Origin of the sequence: Capnocytophaga bilenii, assembly GCF_017565765.1 — a bacterium.
Lineage (GTDB): Bacteria > Bacteroidota > Bacteroidia > Flavobacteriales > Flavobacteriaceae > Capnocytophaga > Capnocytophaga bilenii.
This window is the reverse complement of the sequence record NZ_JAGDYP010000006.1, coordinates 74,717-92,296: the sequence shown is the minus strand read 5'-3', so window position 1 is coordinate 92,296 and position 17,580 is coordinate 74,717. Positions and strand designations below refer to the sequence as shown.

Here is a 17,580-nt window from a genome sequence, read left to right as displayed (position 1 = left end):
TCAGAAGCATCACCCTCACAAGTCCCATTCGTCTCACAAGTCCCACTCGTCTGACAAGTCCCAAAAATCTGCCTGTGCGGCTCGCACTCCCACCAATTCAAAATTCAGAATTCAAAATTCAAAATTCTCCTCCTGCGGCTCGCATCTATCACCCAAAACTCTCTCTTCCCCAAAAGAGAGGAGGTTCAATACCCAAAGCACGAAGGTATGTATAGCCTTGTCCGCGGTGATGACTCTCGTTTTCAATGAAGTATAATATCCATTGAGCAAAGCTAAAAGTCATTTGATAGATAGTAAGCGGTTGAGTATAATCGCCTACTTTTTGCCATTCGCGGTCGAGGATTTCAGTAGCTCTATCCCACAAAGCCAATACTTCTGCTTTAGTAGTAGGAAAAGTACCCTCCAAGAAAAGAGTATGTTGTTCCTGAAATCTCTCTTTAAAAAGATAGTCCATCACTCTTAAAAACTCTTCTACCATTCCTGAGAACGGACGTAAGTTAGCTATTTTAAATTCAAAAAGGTCTTTTTCAGGAAAAGCCTCAATCACCTTACGAGTAAGAGCACGTACATCCTTCAAATTAGTAAGTAATGCTTCAGGAGTAAGTATTTCTTTCATATTATTATTTATTTTTTCAATCTTTTATATATCTCTACTAACAACCACTCGTCTCACCTGTCCCCAAAATCTGCCCGTGCGGCTCGCACCCTCCGCTGGCGCAAGCTTGCAGCTTGTGCCCAATTCAAAATTCAAAATTCAAAATTCAGATTTCAAAATTCTCCTCCTGCGGCTCGCACTTAGCGCCTTATCATCTCCACAAACTGGTCAAACAGATAAGTAGCGTCATTAGGCCCTGGTGCCGCTTCAGGGTGATATTGCACACTGAAACATCTTTTACCTTTAATGCGTAAGCCCATTACCGTATTATCATTTAGGTGTGTATGAGTAATTTCCACATTTGCATTAGCTTCTGCTTCAGCCCTATTTACTGCAAAACCGTGATTTTGCGAAGTAATTTCATCCTTGCCTGTCAGTAAGTTTTTCACAGGGTGGTTAATTCCCCTATGTCCGTTGTGCATTTTATAGGTAGAAATACCATTAGCTAGAGCGATAATTTGGTGTCCTAAGCAAATACCAAAAAGAGGCAAATCTTCTGCAATCATTTGTTTTACTAGAACTATAGCCTCTGTTAGCGGTTCAGGGTCGCCAGGCCCGTTTGATAAGAAATAACCATCAGGTTGCCACGCTTTTAGTTCTTCCAAAGGCGTGTTATAAGGAAACACTTTTATATACATATCGCGAGCAGCCAAATTGCGCAATATATTGCGTTTGATACCAAAATCAAGAGCTGCAACTTTGTATTTAGCATCCGGATTACCAAAAAAATAAGGTTCAGTAACCGACACTCGTGATGCCAATTCTAAACCTTTCATATTAGGAACATCGTTTAAACGTGCTTTAAGCACCTCCAAGTCGGTTGTTTCGGTAGAAATAACAGCGTTCATTGTGCCGTTGTCGCGTATATAGCTCACTAAAGCACGAGTATCAACATCAGTAATAGCTACTAAGTAGTTGGTATCAAAGAAATCTTTCAGCGTACTTTCCATACCCGCTCTTGAGGCTGTATAGCTAAAATTCCTACATACCAAACCCGCTATTTTCAGTCCATCCGATTCATCTTCAGAACTTGTAATTCCATAATTACCTATATGAGCATTGGTAGCTACCATTATCTGACCAAAGTAAGAAGGGTCAGTAAAGATTTCTTGGTAGCCTGTCATCCCTGTATTAAAACATACTTCCCCAAAAGCAGTACCTTCATAGCCTACGCTTTTACCGTAAAAAGCAGTTCCATCAGCTAAAAGCAATACCGCATCTTTTTTTTGTTGATACTTCATCGTTCTGTTGTAATTTTGTGGCAAAGATACAAAATAATGTTTAATTGTCAATGATTAATAATTATTTTTTTTAAACAATTTGCCAATTCAGAATTCACAATTCAAAATTCTCTCACCTATCTCACCTATCCCAAAAATCTGCCTGTGCGGCTCGCACTCCCACCAATTCAAAATTCAGAATTCACAATTCAAAATTCATAAAAAAACTTTGGCAAAGCCCCAAGCCTTGCCAAAGTTTTTCTTCATTAAACATTAATTATTTTTTCAAATACAACCAGCCCACTTCTTTATGTCTCTCATTAGCTGCATCGTAGTATTCTATGATGTAGTAATAAGTACCTTGTGGCAAGTGGTCGCCCGCGTCCATAGTAGCTCGTGCATTCGATCTTCCGTTAAATACCTTCGTCAAGTTGTCATAACCCTCTGCACTAAATACTTCTGCTCCCCAACGGTTATAGATGCGTACCGTATTATTTGGATAAGCCTCTATACCTCCTATATGGAAGTGATTATTCAATGCCGAACCGTTCAATGACACCCCGTTATAGATTATCAAATCTGCTGTAACAGTGATGCGTACAGTTGCTGTGCTACAGCCACCTGCGGTGCATAGTGTATATTCAAATTCATCAGTGCCCACAAAGCCGTTGTTTGGCTCATAAGTAATTGTACCGTCTCCGTTGTTGGTAGCTATACCATTGGCAGGAGGTGTAATTACATTCACGTGAGTTGCTGGCTTATCGGTTACTTTTATCTCTACAGGAGTATTGATAAAGGTAGTAGCCGTTATCGTATGTGCGTCAGGCACTTCGTTATCAGGCACTTCAAAATTCACTTCACCTGTTGTACAAGTACTTGGCGAAGCCGTTGTACACAATTGGTAAGTAATTGTATAGTTACCAGGTCTCAAACCTTCTGGTATTGTTATCGTACCATCAGGGTTGATAGTAGGCGTTACTGTATTACCACTTGCATTCGTTGTTACACTTTGAGTACTGATAGTCACCGTACTACTATTTACTGCAGTAGTGCTACCGTTAGGGTGCAATATATGGTCGTTATCAAATACACTTGGGGTTGTACGAGTACCCGTACCTGTAACTACAAAGCTATCTGGGTTAACAATCACCGTTGGCTGTGTAGGTACTACCGTAAAGGTTACCGTACCATTAGCACAAGTCGTTGGCGTTGTAGTTGTACACAATTGGTAAGTAATTGTATAGTTACCAGGTCTCAAGCCTTCTGGTATAGTTATCGTACCATCAGGGTTGATTGTTGGCGTTACCGTATTACCACTTGCATTTGTTGTTACCGTTTGCGTACTGATAGTTACCGTACTGCTGGTTACACTATGAGTGTTGCCGTTAGCATCTACTATGCGGTCATTATCAAATACACTTGGGGTAGTGCGCGTACTTGTACTCGATACCACAAAACTATCTGGTGTGATTACAATAGTCGGTGTTACATCACCTACTATTATCGTTGTTGTTCTGCTTACACAGCTTGTTGGCGTTGCTGTTGTACAAATATTGTAACTAATAGTATATACTCCATTAGGCGTTGTAGGTGGTACCGTTACTATTCCTGTTGATGGGTCTAATCTTGGCACTACCGAACCTGTTGGGGTCGATGTTACCGTAATTTGTACCGTTGGGTTAGCACCCGTTACAGTTGCCGACTGACTGCCGCCATTCACCGTACCGCCGTCCAATACATTCCTTGTAGTGGTTGCTGTACCGCTATGGGTGATGCTCACCGTTGGAACATTTGGCAACAATTGTGGTACAGTTACCGTTACAGTACCTGTAGCGCACTTAGCACCATTGCACACTTCGTAACCAATAGTGTATACTCCCGCTGGCGTATTACCACTCACCGTTACACTACCTGTCGATGGATTTAATACCGGCGCATTTGGCGTGGTTGGCGTATGAGTTACGTGTATCGTTACTTCATTGGTTGTTACCGAAGCTCCTCCTATGTTGTCATTGGTCAAGATATTACCTATAGTACCTGATACTACGCCGCTTGTTGTTACACTCGCTGCTACATCATCCGAAGTAATTGTTGGTGTTACATCACCTACTATTATCGTTGTTGTTCTGCTTACACAGCTTGTTGGCGTTGCAGTCGTACAAATATTGTAACTAATAGTATAAACTCCATTAGGCGTTGTCGGTGGTACCGTTACTATTCCTGTCGATGGGTCTAATCTTGGTACTACTGAACCTGTCGGACTTGATGTTACCGTAATTTGTACCGTTGGGTTAGCGCCCGTTACAGTTGCCGACTGACTGCCGCCATTCACCGTACCGCCGTCCAATACATTTCTTGTAGTGGTTGCTGTACCGCTATGGGTGATGCTCACATTCGGAACATTTGGCAACAATTGTGGTACAGTTACCGTTACAGTACCTGTAGCGCAGTTAGCACCATTGCACACTTCGTAACTAATAGTGTATACTCCTGCTGGCGTATTTCCACTCACCGTTACACTACCTGTCGCTGGATGCAATACCGGTGCATTTGGCGTAGTCGGTGTATGAGTTACACGTATCGTTACATTTCCTCCCGTGCCTGCAGTTGCCGAACCTGTACCTACGCGGTCGTTAGTCAATATATTACCTATAGTGCCTGGTACTACGCTGTTAGTTGTTACACTCGCTGTTACATCATCTGGAGTAACTGTTGGCGTTGTTGTTGTCGCACTGCTATTGCCCACAGTTATTACCGTTGTTCTGCTTACACAGCTTGTTGGCGTTGCTGTTGTACAAATATTGTAACTAATAGTATACACTCCGTTAGGCGTTGTAGGTGGTACCGTTACTATTCCTGTCGATGGGTCTAATCTTGGTACTACCGAACCTGTCGGGGTCGATGTTACTGTAATTTGTACTGTTGGGTTAGCACCCGTTACAGTTGCCGACTGACTGCCGCCATTCACTGTAGCACCGTCCAATACATTTCTTGTAGTGGTTGCTGTACCGCTATGGGTGATGCTCACATTCGGAACATTTGGCAACAATTGTGGTACAGTTACCGTTACAGTACCTGTAGCGCAGTTAGCACCATTGCACACTTCGTAACTAATAGTGTATACTCCTGCTGGCGTATTTCCACTCACCGTTACACTACCTGTCGCTGGATTCAATACCGGTGCATTTGGCGTAGTCGGCGTATGAGTTACGCGTATCGTTACTTCATTGGTTGTTACCGAAGCACCGCCTATAGTATCATTAGTCAAGATGTTACCTATAGTGCCTGGTACTACGCTGTTTGTTGTTACACTCGCTGTTACATCATCTGGAGTAACTGTTGGCGTTACATTACCTACTATTATCGTTGTTGTTCTGCTTACACAGCTTGTTGGCGTTGCAGTGGTACAAATATTGTAACTAATAGTATACACTCCATTAGGTGTTGTCGGTGGTACCGTTACTATTCCTGTTGATGGGTCTAATCGTGGTACTACTGAACCTGTCGGACTTGATGTTACCGTAATTTGTACCGTTGGGTTAGCCCCCGTTACAGTTGCCGACTGACTGCCGCCGTTCACTGTAGCACCGTCCAATACATTTCTTGTAGTGGTTGCTGTACCGCTATGGGTAATGGTCACATTCGGTACATTAGGTTGCAATTGTGGTACAGTTACCGTTACAGTACCTGTAGCGCAGTTAGCACCATTGCACACTTCGTAACCAATAGTGTATACTCCTGCTGGGGTATTACCACTCACCGTTACACTACCTGTCGCTGGATTTAATACCGGCGCATTTGGCGTAGTCGGTGTATGAGTAACTCTAATAGTTACATTTCCTCCCGTGCCTGCAGTTGCCGAACCTGTACCTACGCGGTCGTTAGTCAATATATTACCTATAGTGCCTGGTACTACGCTGTTAGTTGTTACACTCGCTGTTACATCATCTGGAGTAACTGTTGGCGTTGTTGTTGTTGCACTACTATTGCCCACAGTTATTACCGTTGTTCTGCTTACACAGCTTGTTGGCGTTGCAGTCGTACAAACGCTATAACTAATAGTATACACTCCATTAGGCGTTGTAGGTGGTACCGTTACTATTCCTGTCGATGGATCTAATCTTGGTACTACCGAACCTGTCGGACTTGATGTTACCGTAATTTGTACCGTTGGGTTAGCACCCGTTACAGTTGCCGACTGACTGCCGCCGTTCACCGTAGCGCCGTCCAATACATTTCTTGTAGTGGTTGCTGTACCGCTATGGGTGATGCTCACATTCGGAACATTTGGCAACAATTGTGGTACAGTTACCGTTACAGTACCTGTAGCGCAGTTAGCACCATTGCACACTTCGTAACCAATAGTGTATACTCCTGCTGGCGTATTACCACTCACCGTTACACTACCTGTCGCTGGATGCAATACCGGCGCATTTGGCGTAGTCGGCGTATGAGTAACTCTAATAGTTACATTTCCTCCCGTGCCTGCAGTTGCCGAACCAGTACCTACGCGGTCATTAGTCAATATATTACCTATAGTACCTGGTACTACGCCGCTTGTTGTTACACTCGCTGTTACATCATCTGGAGTAACTGTTGGCGTTGTTGTTGTCGCACTACTATTGCCCACAGTTATTACCGTTGTTCTGCTTACACAGCTTGTTGGCGTTGCTGTTGTACAAACGCTATAACTAATAGTATATACTCCGTTAGGCGTTGCAGGTGGTACCGTTACTATTCCTGTCGATGGGTCTAATCGTGGTACTACTGAACCTGTCGGACTTGATGTTACCGTAATTTGTACCGTTGGGTTAGCGCCCGTTACAGTTGCCGACTGACTGCCGCCGTTCACCGTACCGCCGTCCAATACATTTCTTGTAGTGGTTGCTGTACCGCTATGGGTGATGCTCACATTCGGAACATTTGGCAACAATTGTGGTACAGTTACCGTTACAGTACCTGTAGCGCAGTTAGCACCATTGCACACTTCGTAACTAATAGTGTATACTCCTGCTGGCGTATTTCCACTCACCGTTACACTACCTGTCGCTGGATTCAATACCGGCGCATTTGGCGTAGTCGGTGTATGAGTTACGCGTATGGTTACTTCATTGGTTGTTACCGAAGCACCGCCTATAGTATCATTGGTCAAGATGTTACCTATAGTGCCTGGTACTACGCTGTTAGTTGTTACACTCGCTGTTACATCATCTGGAGTAACTGTTGGTGTTACATTACCTACTATTATAGTTGTTGTTCTGCTTACACAGCTTGTTGGTGTTGCAGTGGTACAAATGCTATAACTAATAGTATAAACTCCATCAGGCGTTGCAGGTGGTACTCGTACTATTCCTGTTGATGGGTCTAATCTTGGTACTACTGAACCTGTCGGGGTCGATGTTACCGTAATTTGTACTGTTGGGTTAGCACCCGTTACAGTTGCCGACTGACTGCCGCCGTTCACTGTAGCACCGTCCAATATATTCCTTGTAGTGGTTGCTGTACCGCTATGGGTAATGGTCACATTCGGTACATTAGGTTGCAATTGTGGTACAGTTACTACCACATTGGTAGGCGTACAAGCCGAACCATTGCACACTTCGTAACTAATAGTGTATACTCCTGCTGGGGTATTACCACTCACCGTTACACTACCTGTCGATGGATTTAATACCGGTGCATTTGGCGTAGTTGGCGTATGAGTGATATTGATAGTAACATTTCCTCCTGTGCCTGCTGTTGCCGAACGACTACCTACGCGGTCATTGGTCAATACATTTCCTATAACACCTGGTACTGTAGTACGTGTATTGGTATTAGCCGTAAAGTTGTCAGCGGTTACTGTTGGCGTTACATTCGCTACGGTTATAGTTGTAGTACCTGTTACACAACTTGTTGGCGTAGCAGTAGTACATACTTGGTAGCTGATAGTATACACTCCATTAGGCGTTGTCGGTGGTACAGTTATCACCCCTGTAGTAGGAGTAAGATAGGGTACTGATGCCCCTGGTGTTGCAGGTGTCGGATTCACTATATTACCTATACTTACCGAACCTCCCGTACCTACTGTTGGCGATTGTGTTCCTCCATTTACGTGTCCGCCCACAAATATACTACGTGTAGTGGTCGCTGTACCACTATGGGTAATCGTAGCTGCAGGTATATAAGGTTTTATTTGTGGTACTGTAATCGTAGCCACAGCTGCTTGGCAATGAATAGGCGAGCTGCATAGCTGATAACCTATAGTATATACTCCTGCTGGCGTATTACTACTTACCGTTACACTACCTGTCGCTGGGTCTATTTGTGGCGCATTAGGCGTTGTAGGCGTATGGGTAAGCGTAATACTTACATTACCGCCCACACCTGCGGTCGCAGTACGTGTACCTACGGTAGCTCCCGTAAGTATATTACCTATTACCCCTGGTATTACTGTACGGGTATTGGTTGTAGCAGTAAACGTATTAGCACCCACTGTAGGCGTTGCCGCTCCTATGATAAGGGTTGCCGTTACTGTCTTGCAGTTATTGCTGTTAGCAACTTCACACACCATATAGCTAATGCTATGTACCCCCGCTGGCGTATTAGGCGCTACTACCAAGCGTCCTCCGGTTGTGCTGGTTACCCCCGATGGCAAACCACTAAAGGTTATCGTTACCGAATTTACACTTGGGCTGGTTACCCCTCCCAAAGTGATATTAGGTATTACACTGCTGGTAGTGCCGCCCGTAGTGTTATCGGGCACTTGCAATACCGTTGGGGTAACAACAAGAGGAGTTTTTATAAAGTTTATTACTGCCGTTTTAGTAGTAATATTACCAAAAGTACCTGTTGCTGTAAAGGTTACTGTTACACTACCTGCATTGCATAAGCTACCTGTATAGGTGTAAGTAGCTGTTACGGTTGCCGCTACATCGCAGTTAGTATCTGTAGCCGTAGCTTGTGCTATCCAGTTAGCCACTGCAGTTGTAGCAGTTGCCGATACACATAAAATATCTATATCAGCGGGTACACTTAGGGTAGGCGTACGCAAGCCCTCGTTAGTAAGTGTAGCCGTAAGCGTTACCACACACGCTGGTAATTCTTGTGTAACTATAATGTTATCCACTACCAAGTCGTGTCCTGCATTTATTACATTATGCATACGTACTACAGCGTAAAACTCTGTTCTACCTCCTACCTGAGTATCAGTAAGTGTTATTGACCTCGTACGCCAATCATTCAAACTTGTAGCTGGTGTTACAGCATATATATTATCTGAATGTATGGGTGTAGCTCCTGGCGCATTATAAGCCGTTTCACTTTCGTATAACTGCAATTGTACTTGTGGATAGTTAGCTGCCGTATTATTAGCTGGTGCTACCAAATCTGCTTGTACCAAGTTGTAAAAATCAGCTGTAAAGGTAAGTGCTGTATTAGGACGTACCGATAGCTTACGCGTATATATATCTTGCTTAATCGCTGATGCCGAACCATCTACATAAAGCTTTCTACCATTCGCATCACCCGATTTATCCGAAGGACTACGCCAATCTGGGGTATGCAAACTCAATGCATTAACTACTGTATATTCATCTACTGCAAGCATTGCTCCAGCCACGTGTGCTCGCGATTGTCCTTTTGCATTATATGCTGTATAAGCTCCTGTTGTATTATTGTTGAAATACAAGTCTTTGCCTACATACGCATTCTTCACTGCTTCTACACCTGCACCAAAATCTTCTTTTAGTACGGTTACTGTTTTGCTAACACTTTGGTACTGAACTGTTATTGTATGCGTAGTATCACTAAAGCTTAGCCCTGTAAAGGTAGCTATAGTACCCGTAACAGTAGTACTACCCAAAGTATATGTATATGTATAGCCTGTGGTAAGAGTAGGAGTTACTACAAAACCGCCTTTGCCTGTAGCACAGTCTATCGTCCTGCTCACCGTAAATTGTGGCACTACACGATCCGTAGCAATCACATCTGTATCTACATTGTGGTATTGCCCGCACGACTTAGGTGTCATAAGCACCGTAATGTCATCTATCGCCATATCATTACCCCAAGCGTGTGACGCACTACCCACCGACCTAATTTCTACAGTCAATTTCGTATAAGTACCCACATTTAGCTTGCCTTCGTATTTGCGCCAGTTGTTTAAGTTCGCTTCCACGTTAGTAGCACAAACCGAATATGGCATCTCACCTGTAGTTGTGCTGGTTACTACGGTACCATTAGGGGCTACCAAGCGTACCACCACATTAGGTTTCAAAGCGTGTTGCCCTGGCACAAAAGGTGATTCTGTACTATCTCCACGGAACAAGTTCATTGCATAGAACTCATAACTAATATCCGAACCTGGTAACACGCTCACTTCGCGCTTGTAGAACAAATCTCCATCTGTTTGGTTACCTCTAAAGTCCGACATATAGAAACGTCCAGTAGCATCTGTACCTCTTGAAGTATGGTCGTATACCGATACCCAACGTTTATCTACACCCGATGGATTACCCATCGCACAACTACCAAAAGGCGTTAATATTGCCCAATAGGTAGGTGCATCTGCCTGACTTACAACTTGATAATAACCTGAAGGTAAATTAGGGAAATTTCCAAAGGTCAAACTATAATCACTTGCAGGACCCGGCAGTGCCGTAGGAGCTCCGTTGCCAAAATCATCTTTAAACAACAATACCGATTGTGGCGGAGTGATATAATCGTATTTTACACTCAGGTATTGTGTACCGCTGGTCAAGCCCGTAAATATATAGGTAGTAGTATAAGCTTCGCCGTTCAGGCTAAACCAATAGCGCAATGCTGGGTCAGGATTTTCTATCCCTACGGTAAGTATACCTTTACCTTCGCAATCGTACTGCACCTGAGTAGTAACCGTAGGCGTACCCAATTTTTCAGGAACTACCACTTTAGTACTAAACACACAGCCTACACCGCCATTGCTACGTACCGATACGGTATAAGTACCCGCTTCCAACCACATTGTGTTGGTAGTTACCCAAGCTTCCCCTACACCAAATTGATATTCATAAGGAGCTGTTCCTCCTTCAACGTTTGATACTCGCACTTGTGCCTTATCAGCATTCTCTTCAGTGCCACAACCTATCAATTGAGTAACTCCTGCAAAAGCTCGCGTTACCCCAGGTAGTACAGTTGCCGTAACGGTAGCTTCACAACCTATAGACTGCGTAATGCGAATATTATCAATCGTCAAATCGTGACCAGAATTTATCACATTATGCATCTTCACTACTGCATATATTCGGGTACGTGTCCCTACATCACCTGCTGTAAGAGTAAGAGTATGCGTTTTCCACTGATTACCTACCGACAACAATTCTTCTATAGCCGATTGTGCCAATGGGACACTGCCGTTCTTATACGATGCTTCACTCTCGTAAAGCGCTATATTCACCCTCGGATTATTAACCGAAGGTACTGACGCATTATGTACTAAATTATAAAAATCAGTAGTAAAAGTAAGTGGCAAATTCGGTGCTATACTTACTTCACGTGTGTATATCTCTTGTTCAGGAACACTTACAATACCATCTATAAATAGTTTCCTACCATTTGCTTTTCCTGAGCGGTCTGTTGGCACTGTCCAATCACCGCTAAGTCTCACCATATTGCTTGCTATAGTATACTCACCTTCCATAAGATAAGTATTAGCAGGGTGATTCATACTTTGCTTATTACCATTATAAGCCGTATAAGCAGAAAGTGTATTCTCATTGAAATACAAGTTCTTACCTACATAAGGACTCTTCACAGCATCAGTACCTTCACCAAAATCTTCGTTTAGCAATACAAGCGTATTGGTTACAGGTGCATAGTTTATAGTAAAGGTATGCGTACCAAATGACAAATTAGCAAAAGTATTTACACTAGTAGCCGTACCACCACCTTGTAATGTATAAGTATAAACATAACCCGTAGTAGGCGAAGCCGTTACCACTACCGTACCATCAATACCACCACAACCCAATTGAGCCGCCGTAAAACTAGCTACCCCTACAGGATTATCAGTAATATTTTGTGTTATAGATACTACTTGCCCACAAGCAACTGGAGCTTGATACACAGTAATATCATCTAAATAAAAATCATTCCCCCAATCATCAGGCTCTATGTTTACAAATTGTATTTTTACACGGCTCACTCCATTAGGATTAATAGCTCCTAATTCTCTAGATGATACCAAATGCCATTGTCCATCATTAGGTATTTTTCCTGAGCTGATAGTTCTCAATACATTCGATGGATTATTAGCATCTACTATCTTGATTTGCATATTAGGCTCTTCCAATTTTCTTGGCAAAGCATTAGGCCCATTCGCATTTTGTATTTGATAACCAAATTCTATAGGATTAGTTGGGTGTATATCCACCTCTTTTTCCATAAATACTTTTCCTATATAAGCAGATGCCATATCTACATATAGAATTCTGTCATCAGGAGCTCCTGTAGTTGTTCCTTTGGGAGGTTCTCTAAAAATAGCATTAGGTGCTGTAGTAGGATGATAGAAAGGCATACGTGAAGTACCAAAAGGTGTTGGTGCTATCAAATCTTTATACCCTGCTACTGTATAGCGTCCTACTGCCCAAAGATTATCTACTCTTGGGTCTTTATAAGTAAAATCAGTCGCATTCACTGAAGAATTAGGAGCAGGATCGCCTGTACCAAAATCTTCACGCCATAATACCATAGGCGAAGGCGTATCTCTATATTCATATTTCACACTCACTTGGTGTGTACCGCTACTAACATTTGCAAAAACACTAGTAGTTGTAAAGGCGCCGTTATCTAATTTATAAAGATAAGTAAGTTCGTTTACAGGGCTTTGTACGCCTACTTGTAGTGTAGGTTTACCATCGCAGCCGTAGAACACCTCTGTTTTTATCACAGGTGCTGCCAAAGCTGCTGGTACATTCACGCTCATACTATATACACAGCCTATGCTACCTGCATTGCGTACCGAAACCGTATGCGTACCCACATCAAGCCAGCCCGTATTGCTCGCTACCCAACTAGCGCCCGTACCAAATTGGTATTCATAAGGAGCTGTTCCTCCTTCTATATTGGTAACTTGCACTTCAGCCTTATTAGCATTTAGTCCTGTACCACAACCTATTAGCTTCGTAACCCCCGCAAACGCACGCGTTACCCCCGAAGACACTGTCGCTGTAATGGTAGCCGAACAAGTCGCTAAATTTTGTGTTACCAAAATATCATCTATCGCCAAGTCGTGTCCTCCTGGTATAGTGCTCAACATTCTAACCACTACATACAACGAAGTGCGAGCTCCTACTTGGCTATCTGTAAGTGTCAACAATTGTTGATACCAATCATTACCATTTGTTGAATGTGGCACAGCATATGGCGATGTCTGGCTAATTAGGTTACCTCCTTCTTTATCGTAAACAGCCAATTGTACAATAGGTTCTGTTCCTGCATTTTTTAGCAAATTGAAGAATTGTGCCGAAAACTTCAACGATTTGTTAGGCAATACGCTTACTTGTCGCAAGTACAAGTCTTGTTGCGTCATAGTAGTAGGATTCACAAATAGTTTCCTACCATTAGCATTGCCACTCCTATCTATAGGAACATTCCAATTACCATTATTATCAATTAACTGATGTGCTATCGTATATTCATATTCTTCTAACGAAAGTGTATGAGCACGTGACTGCCCATTTGCATTATAAGCAATATAAGTCCCCGGTTTATTTGTGTTAAAGTATAAATTCTTACCTGCATAAAAACTCTTCACAGCATCGGTACCCTCACCAAAATCTTCATTTAACAATACAAGCGTATTGGTTATAGGCGCATAGTTTATAGTAAAGGTATGCGTACCAAATGATAAATTCCTAAAAGTATTTACACTAGTAGCCGTACCACCTTGTAATGTATAAGTATAAATATACCCCGTAGTAGGTGAAGCTGTTATAACTATCGTACCATTAGTATTAGCACAACCCAATTGAGCCGCCGTAAAAGTAGCTCCTGCAGGCTTATCTGTAACGTTAAGAGTGCTAGAAACCACTTGCCCACAAGCAACTGGAGCTTGCCATACTGTAATATCATCAATAGCAATATCATTACCAAAATCATCTTGCTCAAGATTTATAAACTGAATCTTAATATGCGAAACTCCATTAGGATTCAGTGTTCCCAAATTTCTTGATGAGATAAGATGCCACTGACCATCGTGTGGAATAGATCCTGAAGAAATCGCTGCTATCTGAGTAGCTGGATTAGCAGCATCTACAATCTTAATCTGCATATTAGGGTGAGACAACTCTCTGCCTGAATAAATACCATTCCCATCACAGCTTGCCAATTGGAAACTAAACTCTATTGGGCTATTGGGGTCAATAGTTACTTCTTTTTCCAAAAATATCTTGTTATAAGTAGCTTGTGACATATCAGCATACAAATAACGGTCATCATTACCTCCTGTAGTAGTACCTTTAAGAGGCTCTCTCCAATAAGAAGCTGGTGCTCCAGGCCAATAAGGTGCTCTAAGAGCTGCATAAGCTGTAGGTGCAATAAAATCTTTATAAGCGGCTACTGTATATTCAGCTTGAATAATTCCCGCTGTACGAGGATCTTTGAAAGTAAAGTAGTTTGTATCTACCCAACTATTAGAGGTTGGGTCTCCTTTGCCAAAATCTTCTTTCATCAGAATATAAGGTGAAGAAATCTCACGATAGCTATACTTCACACTCACTTCGTGCGTACCTGTACTAATATCGGTAAATATATAAGTAGTTGTAAAGGCACCATTATCCAATTTATAAAGATAAGTAAGCTCTTCTATAGGGTTTTGTACTCCTACTTGTAGCGTAGGTTTACCATCGCAATCGTAGAACACCTCTGTTTTTATCACAGGTACTGCCAAAGCTGCTGGTACGGTTACGCTCATACTATATACACAGCCCGCAGTACCCGCATTGCGTACCGAAACCGTATGCGTACCCGCATCTAGCCAGCCCGTATTAGTAGTAACCCAACTAGCGCCCGTACCAAATTGGTATTCATAAGGAGCTGTTCCTCCTTCTATATTCGTAACTTGCACTTCAGCCTTATTAGCATTTAGTCCTGTACCACAACCTATCAACTTCGTAACCCCCGCAAACGCACGAGACACCGGCGTAGTTACAGTAGTTGTAAGCGTTACTGTACAAGCCTCATAGGCTTGTGTAACAAGAATATCATCTATCGCAAAGTCGTTAGAAGCTTCACTATTAATCAAATCAGTAAATTGTAATTGAATAGTAGTAGCATTACCAGGGTTAAAAGTATGTGTTACCAAATACCAATCACTTGGGCTATATGCAGGATTAGTACGACCTGGCAATACTCCTGAAGTTTTTGAAGAGCCTGCTATAGGAAGGTTTGTAGCTTTATCTATAAATACTGTACTAATATTAGGCAGCGCATATGCATCTATATTCAGTACATAATATTGTAAAGTAACAGGCTTGTTAGGCTCTATATTTATATCTTGCTGGTAAAATGTTCTATTAGCATTAGCCCCATAGTTAAATGCTAAAAAGCGTCCTGTATTGCTATTATCACCGTGACTTTTTACAGGTTTCCACCCCCACCCTGTCATTGGAGTAAGGTTATCGTGGTTAGCAACTTGGTAATGCCCTTCAGCAGGAATATCAGCAGGATATCCAAATAGTTGATCACGACACACAAAAGGTTTAGGAACCACTGTTTCAGGTAATCTATAAGGGTCTCCTGAACCAAAATCTTCTTTAAAGAGTATTTTAGCTCCTTTAGGTGTAGCATTTACTGTTATTGTATGTACCCCTACTGCTACCCCATTAAACACCTTATTAGTTTGAGCTACTTGCCCATCTAAACTATAAGTATAATCGTAATTAGTAGTATCCGAAGCATTTACGGTTACTATACCCGTAGTAGCATTACAAGTAGCATAACTTACTGTAGTAGAAAAAGTATTGGTATTGCTGCTTACATTCACAGCTATATCCATAGAAGTTTCACAAGTATCTGCAGGTTGGGTAACCGAAATATTATCAATCGCTATATCATTCCCTGTAGTTCCAGGCGCATCAAAACGCACTACAAACCAAAGAGAAGTATCAGTAGGAAGTGTATTTGCTATAGTTTCTAATGCTATCCAATCATTACCTGTTTGATTGTTTTTAGATAACATATGAGGAATAATATTGCTAGTAGTATAAATAGGGTTAGTATTGTTCATCGCATCAGTTTCAGTCCTAAATATCTGTAACTGAGCTTGTACACGTTGGTCTTGTGGTACTGTATTTTTTACAGGGTTATATACATAGGCTGTAAATTGTACAGGCTTACCGGGTTGTATAGTAGCTTGGCGCTTGTACGCCACGTTCTTCTTGAAGGTAGCGTTTTCAGCATCGGTAATATTCGCATTATACCACAAAAAACGACCATTAGGATTGCCATCCTTGTCGTTACACACATACCACCAATAAGCACTATTCAAAAATGAAATGTCTGCAGTCGTAGCAATAGCATACGAAGAGTCTACCGTCAAGTTATAGCTTCGTGTAGCGTTGTCTATAGGACGTGTTTGTATACCTGTACCATCAAGAGGGTCAAAGTACACCCCTTTATTTACATAAGGGCTACTTACAGATTTTTGAGGACTATTAGCATCTTTCACCCCAAAATCATCGTAAAATACAATTGTTTTATTTACTGCTGAAGGAGCAGGAGTATATTTTACCGTTATAGTATGTTGTTGTCCCACTGTAAGATTCCTAAAATAAGGGTTACTTTGGGGTTGTCCGTTATATACATAAGTATAGTTATAAGTACCTTGGTCGTTTATTAGGCGTACATCGGCAGTAGTACCATTACAATTGTAAGTAATTGCAGGCGTAATAGTAGGAGTAGCTGTTCTGCCAGGAATTGTAATAGTAACACTATATTGTTTGTTATCATTACGGCGCACAGCTATAGTGCGAGTACCTGGGTCAAGCCAAGCCCTATTACTTGAGCTATAACCATTACCAAAATTATACGTATAATTACTCGTATTATCTTGGTCTACAGTCACAATCACCTCTGCTTTACCAGCATCAGTTCCTGTTCCACAGCCCACTTGGCGCAATATACTCGCCTTAGGCAACGTTTGTCCTACCGCATACTCCATAGCCCCTAAAGTGCTTATAATCAAGAGTATTACTGTAAGTAAATTCCTTTTCATCGTTAGATAATTCATCTGGTTTGTTAGAATTTTAATAATATATTCAGTCGTAAATAAAACAATTTATTTCAAGCCACAAAGGTAGTAACATTTTTTCAATCAGCCAAATATTTTCACACTTTTTTTCTGCCAATTCAAAATTCTCTTTACACAGCACAACTGCCCCGCTGGCGCAAGCTTGCAGCTTGTGCCCAATTCAAAATTCTCCTTCGTCACATACTCAGCTGCGCCAGCTCGCTGACTTTCCTTCGCTCATCCTTCGCTCATCCTTCGCTCAAGCTTCGCTCAAGGTTCGTCCGCTGGCGCAAGCTTGCAGCTTGTGCCCAATTCATAATTCATGGGGGTGAGGATTAAAAAAAACTTTGGCAAACTCTGAAAGTTTGCCAAAGTGTGTGGCGCATTTTGTGAGGGCGATTTGCCAATCGCCCCTACCCGGCTTGCAGCTTGTGCCCAATTCAAAATTCAAAATTCAC

The 17,580-nt window shown here is 42.2% G+C and carries 3 protein-coding genes; all 3 read right to left on the bottom strand.

The window, feature by feature from the left end:
- Positions 1 to 148: 148 nt before the first annotated feature.
- The 3 genes from J4N46_RS08660 to J4N46_RS08650 all read right to left on the bottom strand — a co-directional run bounded on the left by J4N46_RS08660 (position 149) and on the right by J4N46_RS08650 (position 17,107).
- Positions 149 to 616 carry a DinB family protein gene (locus J4N46_RS08660; RefSeq protein ID WP_208058970.1) on the bottom strand — a complete coding sequence of 156 codons (468 nt, stop codon included), beginning with the start codon at positions 614 to 616 and terminating at the stop codon, positions 149 to 151.
- A gap of 179 nt (positions 617 to 795) precedes the next feature.
- Positions 796 to 1,896, bottom strand: coding sequence for a glutamine-hydrolyzing carbamoyl-phosphate synthase small subunit (carA, locus tag J4N46_RS08655; RefSeq protein WP_208058969.1), 1,101 nt, complete (start codon positions 1,894 to 1,896; stop codon positions 796 to 798).
- A gap of 256 nt (positions 1,897 to 2,152) precedes the next feature.
- Complete coding sequence (locus J4N46_RS08650; RefSeq protein ID WP_208058968.1) at positions 2,153 to 17,107, bottom strand: T9SS type B sorting domain-containing protein; 14,955 nt, start codon at positions 17,105 to 17,107, stop codon at positions 2,153 to 2,155.
- Positions 17,108 to 17,580 lie beyond the last annotated feature (473 nt).